Raw genomic sequence first — 17,624 nt, 5'->3', positions numbered from 1 at the left:
AGCAGCCTAAATGGCTGCTTTTTGCGTCATGTTGATTAACCCACAGCGCTGTTATGGCGCTTGATTAACCTTAAAGAGATTACTGCACTTTTTGTGCGCTTAGCTCAATGGTCGACTCTACTGCTGCGGCAATGTCACTTTCATTAAACAAGAAAGGACGGAACTGCTTGCTGTTTGAGTAAAGTTCACTTTGGTCATTGAAGTTTGCGCTCATCATATTGCTTGATTGCGAATAAGTTAAAATACCTTTGGCAACAGGACCGTCATTGGTAAAGCTCACTGCCATCATCCAACTTGAACCGTAACGGATAGCGTAACCTTGCTCAGATAATCCTGATGCGAGTGGCTTGCCGGTTACTGCGTCCATTACTGCGGCATAACTATGTTGCGGCACTAGCGTGTCATCACCACTTAAGCTAGTTGAGAACACGTTAAAGCCACCTTCTGCGTTATGAGTGCCCGGCCAAGGTAGTTTATTGCCTGATGGCATGCCGTCTGGCAGTGATTTTTCAACAAATTGCACTGTGCCCATAGCCGCATCAACATCAAAGCCAGCGGCTTCAACATTTAGCGCTGCTTTTGCTAAGGCAACTAATGCACTACCGTCCGTCGCTAGGGTGTTAGGCGTTGTTGCTGCATTTTCAAAATCAAATGCCACGCTTAGCATGCTTGCTTGATCAAACTGGTGGGCGAACTCACGTACCAGCGCGCCGCCAATGCTGTCGTTATCTTGCTTGCCATTCCACTGCTTTAAAGCGGCGCAGGCAGCGCTGATATCTTTTGATTGGCTCGCGCTGACAATCACTGGCGTATTACCTTGAGCTTCGCATTGAGCGATTAAATCGCTAAACACTAAGCTATTAAGATAGATATCATTACCCAGTGCCGCAGCTTCCAATTCATCGATATTGAACTTACCGTCTTCACCAGCAGCTTCTGCCATCAACTTAAGCGCCATACGGGTACGTAGTGATTGCTGACCACGCTCTGGCCCATACATGGCAGAGTAGCCCTCAAGCGGCGCTTCAAGGTTAGTTGACCAAAATGAGTTATTTGAGTTTTGTACAAAGTCAGTACGTTCAAGCTTTGGCGCGTATTCGTAGGCCAGTGGTGCGTCGTAAGCAAACATAGAGGTATTACCCGGCAAAATGGTAAAGCCTGCTTGCTGACGGGCGGCAATAATATCGGGATTAGACTTTAACAAGCTAATGGCGATACCTGATAGGCCTGGAACCGTCGAGTCATCAATATAAAATGCGTTACCTTCTTTGTCTGCGTACATGGTGTTATTGAAAATCACCCCATCAAAGTCTTTAAAGGCTTGCTGGAATTCATCTTTATTGGTTGCACGGTTCATGGCTAACCAGTGATCGATAGGATCTTTATTAGCCATATTGGCATCTTGTAGCATATAGGCTTGACCGTCATCCCAACCAAATGGTGCTTGGGTCGCTGGTGCCTCAGCGATTGGACCTTTTGGTGTGGTGTAAATGTCTTTTTCTGCGACTAACATGCCCGCAGGGCCACCGTTAACTAAAATCTGTACCGTTTCTTTAGTGATAGGCATAGCTTCACCGTCAAACAGGTATTGCATGCGATCGCCACTAACTAGCTCTAGGTTGTAAAGTACAAAGTGCTCTGCAGTAGAGAAAGTATGTGTCCAAGCCACATCTTTGTTAAAGCCAATATTAATGGCTGCTGGCATGCCGACTAATGAGCCGCCCATCACATCAATATGCCCCGGAATGGTCAAGTGTGACTGCCAAAAGCGTAGGTTACCCGTATGTGGGAAGTGTGGATTCCCCAATACCATACCTTTACCGTTTTCGGTTTTGTCTTTACCAAGACCCCAACCATTTGAACCTAGATCTCGCGGATTGGTTTCTGGCGTGGTAATCGCGTTTTGGAATGCAACAAATTTGCTATTCACATCTTCAATAAACGCGGTTTGTGCTTGGCTCGGAGCTTTAGTCGGAGCAGGACCAATAATGCGTGGTAGATACTCTTGACCATCGCCTGGATTGGCGTAAAAAATCAGATCAAGGAAGTTAGCTGCGCCAGGAAGCAGTGCAATAGAGAATAAATAGTTGGCAACATCAACACCATCAATGGGCTTCACCCAAGGCTGGCCAGCACAAAAGGGTTCCGCGGTTTGTGTGCCAGCTTCGACATCGGCTAAGAACTGGTTGTAACCGGCACTAAATCCCTCCATTAATGCTCGCGAGTTATAACTAAAGCTTGGGTATTGTGTTTCAGCTTTTTCGCGGATTTTAAGGGCTTTGTAAGCAAAGTCAGAAATTAAGTTACCGTTATCTTCAGTGGTAGGTAAACCTGTTGTGAAATCTAGCGAGGCGTGCGGACCAAAGTACATAGAGCGTTCAGAGTTAGCTTTAATAAAGCCATCGGCTAGCACACAAAGGTTGTCTTGAGCTTGAGCATAACCGCTACCAAAGCCTAAGCTTTCAAGGTTATCGGCTTTAATGTGAGGCACGCCATAAGCGGTACGACGAATTTGGGCTGCAAGCTTACCGTCAGGTGCAAAAGCTTGTAGTGGCGGAATAACTTCTGGAGTCGGTTCTGGCACAAATAGCGAATCACTTTTGTCTGTTTCATCATAGCCACAACCTACTAATGTAAATGTTGAAGCTATCCCTAAAGCGATCACTAACTTATTTAAGCGCATTAAAAGATCCTTTTTATTTGTTGTTCCACCAATCAATGTTGATGGATACTTTTATTATGTCGGATGTCCTAATTTTGACTGAAAAACATATACTTATTGAACTGATGCACGAATAAGTACCCAAAATGTTTTTATCAAATACAGCAAGGGCATACGTGTTAGTTAACCAGTCATTTAAACGTTTGTCTACATGTGGGTAACATTTGCTAATACTTAATACTTAGTAAGCAATCACGCGGCTGCCAAAGAGTTAGTTAGTGGTATAAATGGCTAGGATTAGGGGGATTGTGGTGAGATTGGTTGGCAAAATTGCTAATTGTTGACGGAGAAGACAGCTATAGAGTCATAGCCGCCTTGATGAGTTGTAGAGTGATTAGATGGTTTTAAAGCCCGTTAATGATTAATCCAGTATTGGCAGGCAAGTGCGGCGACATCCAGTTCAATATCGTGAGGTACTGGCTGCGGCATTGGCGTTAACGATTTAGCATTAAGTGCAATGCGCTCAAGGCTTAATGATTGCAGAGCAAGCCCCAGATCCATAATTTCAATCGGATTGCCATCACCGGCGGCAAGGTTGACGAGGTTTGCGTCAGATAACACAAACAGGGTTTTATCGTTAAAGTGATAGCCTTTTACATGCGGGCGAATTTGTTCAACTTTTTCTGCAAGTTGAGTTAGTGCTGGCAGGTTGATTTCACGTTGAAAATGGCCTGCATTGGCAATAATCACGTTGTCGGCCATTAGCTCAAAATGTTGCTTATCGAGCACCTTGTCACGACCAGTGATAGTGATCACCATGTCGGCATTCGGTAGGGCTTCTTCAAGGGATGCGGTATAGAAGCCTTCCATATGCGCTTCTAATCTTGTTAGAGGGTTAGGTTCAACCACAGTGACATGGGCGCCCATACCTCTAAGTCTTTGTGCTGTGCCGCTGCCGCAATATCCATAACCTATGACCAGTACTTTTTTACCATGGAGCATCACGTTGGTGGCGCGCATAATGCCATCGACAACCGATGAACCTACGCCATAACGATTTTCAATAATGCGTTTTGCCTGAGTGTCGTTAATGATTAAGGTAGCAAATTTATCTGATTTAAAGTCTTCACGCAGGCGATTAGCACCTGTGGTCGTTTCTTCAGTTGCGCCAAGCAAACTGGCGATGAGATGTTGGTTTTGTGGCAAGGTAAATAGCAGCTCATGCAGGTCGGCGCCATTGTCGGAAATAATATCTGGCTGATGGTCGAGTACTTTTTGGCAATAACGTAAGTGGTCAGCAAAGCTCTCGCTGCGCTGGCTATAAACATGCACACCGTAATCAGCAACAATAGCCGCTACGGTTTCATCTTGAGTCGTCCCTGGTGAGCCGGTGATCGCCACGGTTGCGCCGCCTTTGGTTAAAGCTTCAAGCCAAACACCCGTTTTTGCTTCTACGTGTAAACAAATACCAATTGTTAAGCCTTTAAATGGCTGCTCTTTTTCAAAGCGCTCGATAATATTGCGCATAATTGGCATATGGGCACGGGCCCAATCAATCCGTTTTCTGCCAAGTGGTGCTAAGTTAATATCGGCGATTTCGCAATCAATATGGGGTGTAGTGGTATCTGTTGTCATGATGAATATCCTTGTTATTGTTTATTCATCATTGACTAGGGCCGTTGTTTTAACAATTTCACATATTGAACAATACTCTTTCCAACAAAGAACTAATACCAATCAGTATAAATACTTAGTCACTCAGCGAGAGTTTAGCTGTTCTGAGGCAAGGCAACGAGAGAAGAGCATAGTTGTTCTACGGTCAAGCTCGTTAAACAGCATCAGAACCGCTAAAACTCGCCATTCTGGAGCGTTTTTGTCTGCCTACTTCTGCGTTGAACAGCTTTAAAAGGGAGTAACCATTATTGCAGCTATTCGCCTTGAATTAGTTTGCCAAAAATCGCTCTGAGTTGATCAAATTCTTATACTGATTGGTATAATACTTAAGTCGTTGAGTTAGAATGGCTAAATCCACACTCATACATAGGATAATCAGGTGAAACCTAGCTTTAACCTTAACTTGTTGACTAGCTTTTACGCCGTGGCTCGCCATGGTTCATTTGCGGCGGCGGCCGATGAGCTGTGCTTAACTCACTCGGTAATCAGTAAGCACATAAAGCAGCTTGAATCGAGTTTACAAAGTCAGTTGATTATCCGCACTACTCGGGCACTGGATTTAACCGAAGAAGGGGATTTCCTGTATCTCAAGTGCCAGTCTATTTTTAATGAAGTGACTCAAATAACAGATTTTATTGATGAAAAGAAGCAAGTGGTCAGTGGGCGTCTAGTCATCAAAATGCCAAGCATCTTAAAGCACGATGATGGTATAGCAACAAGCCTCGAATTTATGCATTTAACTTATCCTGATTTAATGCTGGATATTGTATTTGACGACAATCTTGGGGATTTGGTGAAAGAGGGCGTTGATATCGCATTTCGTATTGGTAAGCTCGAAGATAGCAGTTATTTGTGCCGTAAAATCCGTGATATTGACACCTATGTAGTGGCATCGCCTGAGTATTTAAAAGTGGCTGGAACCCCCATTCATCCTAATGAGCTAACTCAGCACAAATGCCTGCACTATAGTCATTGTCTTACCGGGCTGAACTGGTCGTTTAAACAAGACGGCGCGCAGTTCAATGTGCCAATAACGCCGGCATTATCGTCAATGAGTGAATCCATGCTCGCACAATATGCATGCAAAGGTTTAGGGATTACTACCACGTTAGATTTTGTTACCGGTAAACAAATCGCATCTGGGCAATTGGTGAGCTTGCTTAAAGCTTTCACTTGGAAAACTGAGCTGTTTTTAGTTTTCCCATACGCAGCAGTGGTGCCATTAAAGACGCGCACCTTTATTCAAGTGATATTGCCCGCAGACGTTAGGATTTAAGTTTTCAGTTAAAGCATCTCTGACAAACATTTCTCATGTTTAATCTTTAATCTTTAATCTTTAACTTTAGCCAAATAATGACACTTTCAAATACTGTCATACGTGTTACTAGCATCTTAGTATCACTTTGATTGAAGCATTTTCGTTTTACCTCATAAAGCTCGTTTCTACTGGTTAAATCATTGTTTACTTAATTAATTAGTTGAAAAAAATTGTCAGCTAAATAATAGACAGCTAAGGCGTAAAACGGTACCGTAGCCCGAATAATCGTCGTTACAATAAATTAACATTAATTTGCTAATTAATTTTTATTAGTTTGGTTGTTTCTGGGGGTTATAAACAGTTTTTAGCTGTAAAAAGCGAGGTAATGATTACTTGGCTTATTCATAGATATTCAGGAAGAAGATATGACAACAACAAAATGGACCCTAACCGTATTATCCGCATTGCTTTTAACTGCTTGTGGCGGAGGTGACGATTCATCTGGATCAGCAGGTAATGGTGGTTCAGCAGGTGGCAATATTCCGCAAATCACTTTAAATACTGTTACTAGCAATTGGTGTGGAATTGAAACGCCAAAAGCCGGCGTTGATGTGTTTGTGCATAATAATGCAGGTGAGCTTATTGCTGAGTATATTACTGATAGTAACGGAGCGCTCACTGCTGATTGGCCGAGTAACGCTAAACACCTCACGCTAACAGCAAATAATCAATCTTATTATAAAGACCAGCCCACTCTTACTGTTATCTCTCATGTTGACGTTGAAGCCGGCGATCAGGGGGTTAAGCACTTTTGGGATGATAATGATCGAACTGGTTGTGATTGTAAGAATGTTGAGTTTCCAGTGCAGTCACTTATTGCTGATGCGCCTGACAGCAAGCTTTATCTAGGAGGAAGCAGCTATGAGTTAACACCATTTAGCAGTTCACCTACAGTTGAGTGGTGTGATGGCGCGGGCCCAATAGATGTGCAGTTAGTGGCTGCTGATGGGCAGAGTAGTCTCGGTGGCAGTATTGATTTAACCAATAAAACCGAATATGCATTGAGCCTGACTGACTTCACTCATGAAGGCGTAGCAGTTGATTATGTTAATCCATATGACGCACGGATCTTATATGCCCGCTCATTTGAAGGCTGGACTAATTATAGCCAAGATGATTTAGTTTTTGTTTATCCAACATTAACTAATAGCAGTTATGTTTGGCCTGCAAGAATGGGTCAAGAGCACGTAGGTAATGTAACAGCTGACAGCTATAGTTCAGCACGGCACCGAGTCGCATCTGATGGAACAACTTCGCCGATTATGATGTGGGATCCCGCTAACGGTTATTCTGATGCGGTATATGCTTTATTTAATGAAATCGCGACGGGTAAAGCACCTTATCAGTATGACTTTACCGGTGTTAGCAATGTGGCGCTGACTCACATGTCTTTATTTGGCGACCTCGATAATGGTGACGCCGAATGGGTTATTTGGGGCGGCGCATCAGGCAGTATGCCGGATCTTAAATTGCCAACAGCTTTAGACGCAAAGTTTGATTCTCTTTATTCCGCTAGATTGCAGATTGGCGTAAGAGGCTACGGTTCGGAAAAGCCACTAAGCGAATGGCGCAAGCTATTAGTAGAAAGAAGCCGTTTGGGTGAAAGAGGTACAAGTGCCCTCGATTCTGAAACGAATTATATGCGATTGAGTTTCGACTTTTAGCGGTATTTTTAAGCTTATAGAAATCAAAAGAGCAGGTTATCCTGCTCTTTTTGCTTTGAAGTAATAAATGCTCAGCGCTATTCGTCGGCGGTATTCGCTTTTATAGTTTCTTGGTTAACGAAGCTATTTTGAATAAATTCATTTATTTTAATGTAGAGTTCTATTTGTGAACCTACTAATTTAAAACCGTGAATTTCATTTTCCATATAAAAATGTTCGAAATCTTTATCTAATTTTTCGAGAACATATTTCATTCTAAAGTAATGCTCATCTTCAACTATTCGATCTCTACCACCTTGAGCAATGAAGATAGGGATTTTTAGTTCATTTGCACGATAAATTGGTGAAAACTCTACTAAGGTATCCCAAGATTCATCAGGATCACCAAGAATATCCTTTAGTGCTTGATGGCGCTCATTATCGGTTTGTACACCGCCAGAAAATAATAGCGGAATATCGGTAACACCAGCGTAAGAGATTGCACAGCGATATAAATCTGGACGGCGTATAGCGCTAATTAAAGCAGAATATCCGCCATAGCTTATGCCAAAAATACAGATTTTAGATGATTCGATAACACCTTTATCCAGCACTTTTGCTACTGCTGATTCAATGTCATCCTCAATTAAACGCCCCCATTGCTTTTTACCTGCATTTAAGAACTTTTCGCCAAAGCCTGATGAACCACGATAGTTTGGGGTTAAAACTGCGTATCCTTGCTGAACAAAGTAATGTACATCAATTGGAAAGTGGCGTGTATCACTCACTCCCAATGGGCCTCCATGTGGCATAACTAGCAGTGGGACTTGCTTATTATCAGTTCTTGCAGGAAGAGTAAGGTAAGATTCAATTTCTACCCCATCGCTAGATTTTGACGTGATCACTTCACTGGTACCTAGCTCGTATTTATTCAGCCAAGGGCGCTCTTCGCCGAGAAGCATGCTTTCATTAATTGATTGATTATAAAGATAGTATTTACTTGGTTTATCAATAGAGCTATTAATATAGATTACTTTTTTATAATCTTGACTAAAGTTTATAACATAGCCGTTTGGGATATCGGTTGTTTTAGTATGTTTATCGACTAATTCTGATAGCGTTTGATTATAGATGTGATGAGCAACGCCGCCTTGAATATAGCTGTATCCAATCAGTTCAGGTTTGAAAGGATTAATTAAAACGTTTGCGATATCTCTACCGTTTACTTGGTAAACAATATTAGTAAACTCATTAACTTGAGTATTGTAGCTATATAGTTTTAAGTAACCCTCATCCTTTTGTGATAAAACCAATAACTCATGCTTTTCTGGTATAAACATGACAGGTTTAAATTCGATTTCATCACTGTTTTCCCAGACTTGTCGCCACTTTTTTGAGTCAGGGTACTTGACATAAACTTCGGTTTGTCCATCTTCAGTGTCATAATTTACATTAACGCTACCAGAATGGTTAACTAGCCAACGTCCATTTCTAAGCGGGCCTTTAGTTATGCGTTTTTTGCTCCTAAATTGGCTCTCATGGCGTTCACTGTTTAGGTCAAAAGAAAACAAATTTGGTTTGCCATGTTTATATCTAAATGCAATAAACCTATCTTCTTGAGTTATTTGGGCATCAAAAACGTAGGTGTTGGAAAGTAGGGCGCTGCGTTTGGCTTTACCGTTTTCATTTATTTTATATAAATAAAGATTGCCGCCGTTTATGTCATCGTAAGTCGAAATTGCAAAATTATTATTTCCTAGCCATTCAAAATCGGAAATATAAGTTGAGCTTTGGGTTGATACTTTTAGTACAGGTGTTTCTATATATTTATTTAGATTGGTTAGTACAATTTCATTGTAATTATCAATTCGTTTTTTGACTAATAAAAAGTCGCCATTACCGTTGAGTTTTGGCATCAGAAATTCCGGATTTCTAAAAAAATCAGATTCAACTGATGCATAGGAATTACCTAAACCAAACAGAAAAACAAACAATAAAATTAAGCGTTTCATTATAACTTTACTCCTTTGAGCTGCTTGGCATAATCAAAAAAGTGGTCTTTATGTTCGCCGGTATAAATTAAATCGTAATCTTTAACTAAACTTGGAAAGTTGTTATCTAGATAGGTCATTGCTTTGCTTGCTTTGTTATTGAAGTAAAATCTAGCACCTCCAAGTAGCGAGTTCCTGCTAGCATTCATCGTAGTATGCAATAGCAGATGCCCACCATAATTGATTTTACCTGGCTCTACTTTGATGGTGAGCTCAGCATCTTCAATATCTAGGTATACATCTTTATTAAGGTAGAGCCTGTCCCATTCGTATGTACCTGCTTCTACAGCTTCAAGCCAGTAGTTAGTGCTCGTAGGTTTTAGATCATATTTTAAACCATTCCCCCAACCCTCACCCGATAGTGTCACATAAGTGGGAAGATAGCCCTGCTCAACTTTTAAAGCGACAAGTATGTAGCCTTCATCTTTTTCTAGTGGTTCGATAGCTAATGCTGGGAAGGTAAATATTACAGACAGCAGTAATAATAACTTTTGTGTAAAACTAGACTCGGCATAAATCGTCATAACTAACACTCCTTTGTATAGTTATTTTTTGATAAGTTGCCACTTTTTTACATTTGCACAACATTAAAGTCAAACTTTAGTGCTGCAAATTTTATTATTTCGGTTCATTTTTTTATTGAAATTTTCTTTATATTTAATGGGTTAATCCTGTTTTGATAATTGTGTAATCTGGCTAGTACTTTTTTCTATCAATGAAAGGGCGTGCAATAAACTATGTGCTCATCGCAAAAAATATTTAGATTATCTAATGATGGATAGAACGAAAAAAGACAGCATAAGCTGTCTTTTTATAGTCTTCTATTTGTAATTTTAGGTTCGGTTTTCTATCAAAAGAAGTGCTTAAAACCCCTGAGTTACTCGCTTGCAGTAGCGTTGCTCAAAATGAAATGGCGTCATTCTTACGGTGCGGAAGGCATCGACCCAGCCGACAACCATAGGCACCAGTGTCCAGCTAAATGCGAGATATAAACTGCCTTTTAGGTGCTGACCTAAATAGAATTTATGTAGGCCAAATCCGCCTAGTAAAATACTAAACCAGATAGCCAGTTTCTGGTTTTTAATACGGATATCTGGGTCTACGCCGGACAGAGAATCAAAACCTTGTGCAGCATGACATTGAGGACAAGTAACTACATTAAGGTCGATCTTATGGTTGCACTGAGGGCAATCTAGGGTTTGCATTACGGACTCCAATTGTCAATTTGCGATAAGGCATTATGTGTACAAGTGTGCGCTGAAAAATAGGTGCGCAGCTCACAAAATGAAAATAAAGCAATTTGAAACCGCACAGGGATCACAGTCGGTAATACTTGGCTGCATTAGGTCGAGGGGCGTAAATATTATATCTAAGAAAAAATTGAACCTGTCTTTGCGAACTTAGTTCGAATAACTTCTCGTAAGACACTGAAATTCAATTGAACACATCAATTAAAACCTGCATGATCATGCGATAAAAGCCACTAATGGCGTGCTGTTGTCAAAGAGTGATTATGAAGTTTTTAATTTTATTAATGGTTTTCTTGCTGGCTGGGTGTGCAAGTTCAGAACGAAGCTCTGATCTTGCCTTTGAGAGTTATCGCAAAGCGGCTGAGCAAGGTGATGCAGACGCGCAATATAAACTCGCAACCCTTTATGATTTTGGAATGGGTACATTGAAAAATAGTGAAACTGCAATCAAATGGTACCGAAAAGCGGCAGAGCAGGGCTCTGCAGAGGCTCAATATACACTCGGTACCTTTTATGACTATGGTCTTGGCGTGCCGGAAGACAGGCAACAAGCATTGCATTGGTACTATCTAGCGGCTGAGCAAGATCATATCGATGCTCTCTATGGCATAGGGATGATTTTTCACTCGACAAAACAAGACTACCCACAAGCTATTTATTGGATTAAAAGAGCGGCAGATAAAGGCCTCGATGAAGCCCAATATGATATGGCTAGAATGCTGACTTTCGGCATCGGAATTGAGGAAGACAAACAGCAAGCTTTTGCTTGGTATATGAAAGCCGCTGAGCAAGGCCATGTTGCTTCGCAATTTTATATTGGTTCAGCTTATGACTTTGGCCAAGGCGTTGCAGCAGATCCGGCCAACGCTTTTACTTGGTATCAAAAGGCGGCGAATAATGGCTATGTCAAAGCGCAATTTTACCTAGGTTCAATGTTTGAGCAAGGTCAAGGCACTCAGGTTGATAAGGTACAGGCAATTAAATGGTATTTAAAAGCGGCAGAGCAAGGGAGCATTGGTGCGCAATATAGCCTAGGGGTGATGTTTGAACTGGGCGAAGGTGTAGTGCAAAACATACCTGAAGCGATAAGCTGGTATACAGCGGCAGCCAAGCAGGGAGATGCGGAGTCGCAATATGTATTGGGCAGCTTATATGAGTCGGATAACAGCGATCCGCAAAATCAACACATTGCAAAGAAGTGGTACCTAGAGGCTGCGGCGCAGGGACATAAAGAAGCACTCGCAGCGTTAATGCAAAATCCTATAGACTCTGTCATAGCCCATTGAAGCTATTCGTTTGATTTTTTTGCTTTAAAATGCAGAGTTCCCTCATTATGTTGCTACAAGTAGTAGCAACATAATCGCTAAGTTCTCAGTTTAGCCCGTAATCCCCATAGGCTTTAGCTCTTAATCTTGAGTATTGACTCCTGAGCCTTATCTCAACACTTTACTTAAAAACGCTTGAGTTCTGGCCTCTTTAGGCTGACTAAATAGTGCCTCAGGTTCACTCTGCTCAACAATATAGCCGCCATCCATAAAGATCACTCTATCGGATACGTCCCGTGCGAAGCCCATTTCATGGGTAACAATCACCATTGTCATGCCATCTTCTGCCAATGATTTCATCACATCGAGTACATCGCCAACCATCTCTGGATCTAACGCCGATGTGGGCTCATCAAATAACATGAGCTCAGGCTTCATGGCTAACGCTCTTGCAATGGCAACACGCTGCTTTTGCCCGCCAGATAAGCTCGATGGGTAGGCATCGGCTTTGTCTTTTAGACCCACTAGGGTTAGCAATCTATCGGCTTCAGCACTCGCTTCTTGCTGGTTCATCACACCTAACTTCACAGGGGCTAGAATGATGTTTTGTTTAACGGTTTTATGAGGGAACAGATTAAAGTTTTGAAACACCATACCGACTTTTTGTCTTAACTTATCAACGCAAGCTCCTGCGGCGGTAATGGATTGACCATCAATGAAAATATCACCTTGAGTTGGTTGCTCTAGTAAGTTGATACAACGTAAAAAGGTACTTTTACCGCTCCCCGATGGACCAATAACGCTGACGACTTCACCTTTGTTAATTTGCTCGCTAATACCTTTTAAAACTTGGTTGTCGCCAAAGCTCTTATGTAAGTTATTTATTTTAATCACTTTGTTTCAACCTCGTTTCGAATCTAGATAGCATAAATGTGAAGATATACGTCAATAGTAAATAGATAATGGCACAGGTAAATAGCGGTATGCTGTCTTCAAATGTACGGCTACGAATGATTTCACCTGCGCGCATTAAGTCGACGCCACCGATAAAGCCAATGACCGCTGTCTCTTTGAGCAATACAATAAACTCGTTACCTAGCGATGGCAGAATGTTCTTAATCGCTTGCGGTAAAATCACTTCTTTCATCGTTGACCAATGCGATAAACCGAGTGATCTCGCCGCCTCCATTTGGCCTTTGTCTACAGCTTGGATCCCGGCTCTGATGATTTCAGAGATATAGGCACCACTGTTAAGGCCAAAGGCAATAATGGCCGCAGTGATTTTATCTACATCAAGTGATGCAAGTACAATAAAGTAAAGGATCACTAACTGCACAACCACTGGCGTTCCACGGATCACGCTAACATATAAATTTGCAGGCCAACTAAAATACCACTTTGATGACATCTTCATTAAGGTGGTAGCCACGCCAAGTACAGAACCCATTATCATGGCAAAGAAGGTGACGATTAACGTAACTTTTAAGCCGTTTAAGATGAGATAAATCCCGATTAAACCGTCTTCACCAATTGGTGTAAATAAAGAAGTGTTTATTGCATCAATCATTAGCTGCTCACTTCATGTATTTAGTAACAAGGGCGTCGTATTCGCCGTTGTTTTTCATGGATTCTAGGGTGCTATTGATACTCGTTAGCAATTCAGCTTTATCTTTAGGTACTGCTAGTCCGTAAAATTCAGGTTCAAAATCCAGTTCAACCATTTTTAATTGTGGATTTTTATTCAAAAAGCTAGTGGCGGGCTCACTGTCAAAAAGTACTAAATCAACTTTATTGTTTTTCAGTTCCATAACGGCTTCAAAACCAGTATTAAAAGCGGTAACTTTTTTGCTAAAGGTCTTTGCCATAATATCGCCAGTTGAACCCAACTGTACGGCAATATGTTTGCCTTTAAGATCATCAATGCTGTTAATACTGTTGTTGTTTTTATTCACTAATACCATTTGGGTGGCTTCGTAGTAAGGTGTCGAGAAATCGACGTTCGCTTGTCTTTCTGCAGTAATGGTCATTCCTGATGCGATAAAGTCGATTTTTCCGGCATTTAACGCCACAATCAGCGAGTCAAAGTTCATGTTTTCAACTTTTAGGGTCTTACCTGCATCTTTGGCAATTTGGCGTGCAAGGTCGATATCAAAGCCCTTAATTTCATCACCACTAACGCCGCCTACATATTCAAAAGGGGGAAACGAAGCATTGGTGCCGACGACAAGCACATCATCGCTCTTACCACAGCCAGCCAATAATAAAACGCTTGCTAACCCTAAACTCACTAAACCTGTCATTGACTGCTTCATTTCAAACTCTCTTAATCAAATTACTTAACTGTCATCGACTATAAACTTACATTAAAATAAATCAATACTTATGCAGAAATAATGCTTAATAATTCGATTTGGTTTGTTTTTTTGGTTAAGGTTTGAACGTTTCTCTCGTGATGGTAACCTTGGCTTAACAAAGGGTGTTGTTTTGTTTTACACTTGAGTCGGCTGATTGGGAATATAAGTGATAATGAATATTTATTGAGTAGGTAAAGTTGATGACTTAGATGAGAGTTTGGATAAATGCCTTAAATTAAAAGTTGAAGGTCAAACTAAAATGAAGAGCGAAAACGAGAAGTTGTTCAGTAGATGGGAGAAAAGGTTAACGATATTATTATATAGCCCCAAATACACTGTTAGCGATATTTTGGGGCTATTGATTAAAACCTTTGTAGCCTCTTGGCTAAATTTTTACACAGGTAAAAATTGCATTGCCTGACTTGCCGTTCCAAGCCAAGATCTTGTCATAATCATGTTCAAACATTTGCACTTCAAAATAGGGGGCTAAAAGTTGTTTTAGCTGCTCAAATCCTACTGCGACCATCGCGTGCTCATCTTGCCAAGATTGGCTTATTTGCTCTGTGGTCTTTTCAATGTTGACGATTAACGATTGTCTTTCGCCTTCCCCGCAATAATCCCAGCCTGAGCTAAAGGTAAACTGGCTGTCTTCATGGGCTAATTGAAACTTAGCAAATGAGTTGTTGATGATCATTTTCTTTTCAACGGCGTTGAAACAAAAAATACCGCCAACGTTAAGGGCGTGGTGCACGCTGGCTATGCACTGCTTTAGTTTTTCAATTCCATCGCTGTAATGGATTGAGTATAAAAAGCAGGTGATTAAGTCTAACGGCTGTTCAACCGTAAAGTTTGCCATATCTTGTAGGCTAAACTCTGCTTCCGGGCAGTGCAGTTTGGCTATGTCTAGCATCGGCTGGTTAATGTCTAAGCCCTGGCTTTGGTAGCCGCTATCGATGAAGTGCCTAACATGAGGGCCTGTACCACAAGCAAGATCAAGATGTTGTTTTCCACCATTGCCAAAGATTTGATGCAGTCTGCGAATGCATTCACTTTGTGCTGAATAGTCAATTTCGGCACACATTAAATTGTAGTAACTTGATAAGTCAGTATAGAGCGCAGTAGTTGGTGCGGTAAGCAAGGCTGTTGACCTGTAAATTGGGGTGCGGCATCTTATACTAATAGCTAGATTTAGCGATGATTAATTAAGCGTATTGCGATCTATCTCTCGCTATATGTAGCCGCTGAAATGTGTTGTTGATTAGTCTGGGGCGGGAACGAGTTAGCGAGTGCATAGCTGCACTCGCTAAAAGGCATATAACTTGTTAATGAAACTTAAACAGTGAATCGCAATAGATGCTGTTTGACAGCATCAGATGCGAACGAGTTATTGGCGCTGATTTTGTAGATAGCCATGTAATCTTGTTCAGTTAAGTTAAACTTCTCAACTGCAAGCTGTAACTCTTTGGTCATAGTAGTATCAGACACTGTCCGATTGTCAGTATTAATCGTAACTAATAAACCATCACGATAAAAATCACCAAACGGGTGGCTTTCTAAATTCTCAACCGCTTTGGTTTGCACGTTACTGCTTGGGCAGGTTTCTAATGCAACTTCTTTCGAACGCACTAAGTCGTACGCTTGTTTATGGCTGTTAATGTGAATACCGTGTCCAATACGTTCGGCACCTAGTAACGCAATTGCGTCATACACATTTTGGCCTACACCTTGCTCACCCGCATGGATCGTAATGCGGTAGCCTTTATCAAGGGCATATTTAGCGTAAGGAATGTACTCATGGCAAAAGCCTGGTTCTTCACTTGCAGCTAAGTCGAATGCAACAACACCGTTATCAAGGAACTGAGCACCCGCGTCGATCACATCATTGATGTCATCTTTTGGTAGCACCTTAATAATCGACAGGATGTAGTTACCCTTAATATCGTATTGGGCTTCAGCTCTGCGCATACCTTTGACAACACTGCCAATGATCTGCTCAAAGTTAAGGCCTTGTTTACGATGTAATTGCGGACCAAAACGGACTTCTAGGTACTTCACGTTTTCTTTTGCTGCGTCTTCAAATAGCTCAAACGAAATACGCTCTAACGCCGCTTCTGTTTGCATAACCGATACAGGCAGCGCAAAGCGGGTAAGGTATTCATCAAGGTTTGGGCAAGATTCAGGGGCCACCATTAGCGCTTTTATCTCGTCAACGTTATCGCTAGGAATAGCTGTCCCTTGGATTTTTGCAAGGTCGATAACAGTTTGCGGACGTACGCTACCGTCTAGGTGGCAATGAAGATCAATTTTAGGTAGCTGTAGAAAATTCATGAAGCTCTCCTTTATTAAGTGGTTATACCAACTATAGGCAAATAACGATTCATACCTTGCAGCGCAAAATAGAAACAATATTACATAGTTAGCATTACATAAAGTAAAGTCTTCATAATCAAGAGTTTAGGGCTCTTGGTAGAAACTCTCAAACCATATCATTGAGATTATACGAAGTGTTAACGGTCAATATTAGCACTCATTAAGCTAGTTGCGAAAGAGCCTAACAACAAATAAGACCAGGGGGAGCATTGGCTGCCCTAACACAAAATCTGGTTTAAGCACGCATTATCTAGGTATTTAGAGTCGATTCGTTTAACCCTAAAGCTTTCTTGGCTGAGTTTTGTATAGATAAAAGCTGATTAAAAAAATGATTAAAGCCAAAAGTGTAGCATTACTGCCTTTTGGCTTGTTTTGAATGCTATATGCAGAGCTGACAGCACTCGGTATTTTTCAAAAAATGGTTACTTTGATTCGCTGTGATGAGCTTGAAGCTTATGGAATAAAACATCTTTTAAGTTAGCGCGTTGGACTTTTAGTTGATGCATATGTTCGTCATCGGTTGGGCTACCGGCAATTTCTAACTGACGAATATCATAATCGAGGAGGTGGTATTGCTTGGAAAGCTTGTCGAACTCTTGGTCGGTATAGTTCAAGTAAACAATGTCTTGTTTAAATTCTGGGAAGTCGAAAATAAGTGCATGATTTTCATTTAACATTGGTGCTCCTTGAAATGCTGAACTTAAATGGCGAACAGAAACAATTTATGTTGGAACTGGTTTGACTATAGCACTGGCCAAAACCACAAAGTGAGATCTTGGCCGCTTTTTAATTATGGTGCATCGAGATAGTCGCTTAGCTAGTTGTCACTTTTTGATAAAAAAGTAATAGATCCCCAGAGCCAAAGCTGCAATGGCAGATAGGTAAACATCAAGCATGTAAGGAGCGTTAAAGTAGATAAGCCCTACCACCAACAAAACAGCTACGGCTTGTATTCCAATTTTGTATTGCATAGATTTCTTATTATTTTTGGCTTCACTGTTACCTTCTACAATAACAATGCCCTGCAATCATTGATA

General features: G+C 41.2%; 15 protein-coding genes and 1 riboswitch. Of the genes, 3 read left to right on the top strand and 12 right to left on the bottom strand.

The annotated features are described in order from the left end of the window. Window positions 1–79 precede the first annotated feature (79 nt). Both AB4298_RS01310 and AB4298_RS01305 read right to left on the bottom strand, forming a co-directional pair. Window positions 80–2,683, bottom strand: coding sequence for an acylase (locus tag AB4298_RS01310; protein ID WP_371985485.1), 2,604 nt, complete (start codon window positions 2,681–2,683; stop codon window positions 80–82). Window positions 2,684–3,076: 393 nt separating this feature from the next. Then, window positions 3,077–4,297 (bottom strand): adenosylhomocysteinase, encoded by a 1,221-nt coding sequence (locus tag AB4298_RS01305; RefSeq protein WP_371985484.1) that lies wholly within the window; start codon window positions 4,295–4,297, stop codon window positions 3,077–3,079. Window positions 4,298–4,715: 418 nt separating this feature from the next. Between AB4298_RS01305 and AB4298_RS01300 the strand changes: the two genes are divergently transcribed. Together AB4298_RS01300 and AB4298_RS01295 are read left to right on the top strand one after the other, a co-directional pair. Next, the gene (locus AB4298_RS01300) at window positions 4,716–5,612 is read left to right on the top strand and encodes a LysR family transcriptional regulator (RefSeq protein WP_371985483.1); all 897 of its coding nucleotides are present in this window, start codon (window positions 4,716–4,718) and stop codon (window positions 5,610–5,612) included. Window positions 5,613–6,019: 407 nt separating this feature from the next. Next, entirely contained in the window at window positions 6,020–7,318 is a 1,299-nt protein-coding gene (locus tag AB4298_RS01295; protein WP_371985482.1) for a hypothetical protein, read from the top strand. A gap of 77 nt (window positions 7,319–7,395) precedes the next feature. Here the strand turns inward: AB4298_RS01295 and AB4298_RS01290 are convergent, their stop codons facing one another. The 3 genes from AB4298_RS01290 to AB4298_RS01280 form a co-directional block, all read right to left on the bottom strand. Next, window positions 7,396–9,309 carry an alpha/beta hydrolase family protein gene (locus tag AB4298_RS01290; protein WP_371985481.1) on the bottom strand — a complete coding sequence of 638 codons (1,914 nt, stop codon included), beginning with the start codon at window positions 9,307–9,309 and terminating at the stop codon, window positions 7,396–7,398. Continuing rightward, a complete protein-coding gene (locus AB4298_RS01285) occupies window positions 9,309–9,872 on the bottom strand; it encodes a hypothetical protein (protein WP_371985480.1) in 564 nt (187 codons plus the stop codon). The genes AB4298_RS01290 and AB4298_RS01285 overlap by 1 nt, the downstream gene beginning before the upstream one ends. Window positions 9,873–10,211: 339 nt before the next feature. Continuing rightward, window positions 10,212–10,553, bottom strand: a complete 342-nt coding sequence (locus AB4298_RS01280; protein ID WP_248998886.1) for a TM2 domain-containing protein — start codon at window positions 10,551–10,553, stop codon at window positions 10,212–10,214. A gap of 308 nt (window positions 10,554–10,861) precedes the next feature. Here AB4298_RS01280 and AB4298_RS01275 point away from each other — a divergent pair, with 308 nt between their 5' ends. Beyond that, window positions 10,862–11,884, top strand: a complete 1,023-nt coding sequence (locus AB4298_RS01275) for a tetratricopeptide repeat protein (protein WP_248998887.1) — start codon at window positions 10,862–10,864, stop codon at window positions 11,882–11,884. A 147-nt stretch (window positions 11,885–12,031) separates the two neighbouring features. On the opposite strand, the gene AB4298_RS01270 is transcribed toward AB4298_RS01275, so the two are convergent. From AB4298_RS01270 to AB4298_RS01240, 7 genes are all read right to left on the bottom strand, one after another. Further along, window positions 12,032–12,757 (bottom strand): amino acid ABC transporter ATP-binding protein, encoded by a 726-nt coding sequence (locus tag AB4298_RS01270; protein WP_371985479.1) that lies wholly within the window; start codon window positions 12,755–12,757, stop codon window positions 12,032–12,034. Continuing rightward, on the bottom strand, window positions 12,750–13,430 hold the full coding sequence (locus tag AB4298_RS01265) for an amino acid ABC transporter permease (RefSeq protein ID WP_248998889.1): 681 nt from the start codon (window positions 13,428–13,430) through the stop codon (window positions 12,750–12,752). The genes AB4298_RS01270 and AB4298_RS01265 overlap by 8 nt, the downstream gene beginning before the upstream one ends. 7 nt (window positions 13,431–13,437) lie before the next feature. Then, the gene (locus AB4298_RS01260; protein ID WP_371985478.1) at window positions 13,438–14,175 is read right to left on the bottom strand and encodes a basic amino acid ABC transporter substrate-binding protein; all 738 of its coding nucleotides are present in this window, start codon (window positions 14,173–14,175) and stop codon (window positions 13,438–13,440) included. A gap of 427 nt (window positions 14,176–14,602) precedes the next feature. Further along, window positions 14,603–15,298: a class I SAM-dependent DNA methyltransferase gene (locus tag AB4298_RS01255; protein WP_248998982.1), complete on the bottom strand. Its 696-nt coding sequence runs from the start codon at window positions 15,296–15,298 to the stop codon at window positions 14,603–14,605. Window positions 15,299–15,549: 251 nt separating this feature from the next. Then, complete coding sequence (gene add / locus AB4298_RS01250) at window positions 15,550–16,545, bottom strand: adenosine deaminase (RefSeq protein WP_248998891.1); 996 nt, start codon at window positions 16,543–16,545, stop codon at window positions 15,550–15,552. A gap of 95 nt (window positions 16,546–16,640) precedes the next feature. After that, a riboswitch (purine riboswitch) is annotated at window positions 16,641–16,740 on the bottom strand. Between the two features lie 269 nt (window positions 16,741–17,009). After that, window positions 17,010–17,264 carry an HP1242/YdcH family protein gene (locus AB4298_RS01245; RefSeq protein ID WP_220758746.1) on the bottom strand — a complete coding sequence of 85 codons (255 nt, stop codon included), beginning with the start codon at window positions 17,262–17,264 and terminating at the stop codon, window positions 17,010–17,012. A gap of 147 nt (window positions 17,265–17,411) precedes the next feature. After that, the gene (locus tag AB4298_RS01240) at window positions 17,412–17,558 is read right to left on the bottom strand and encodes a hypothetical protein (protein WP_248998892.1); all 147 of its coding nucleotides are present in this window, start codon (window positions 17,556–17,558) and stop codon (window positions 17,412–17,414) included. Window positions 17,559–17,624 lie beyond the last annotated feature (66 nt).

Source organism: Shewanella sp. 10N.261.52.F9, assembly GCF_041471165.1.
Classification (GTDB): Bacteria; Pseudomonadota; Gammaproteobacteria; order Enterobacterales; family Shewanellaceae; genus Shewanella; species Shewanella marinintestina.
This window is presented reverse-complemented; position numbering and strand designations above follow the sequence as displayed.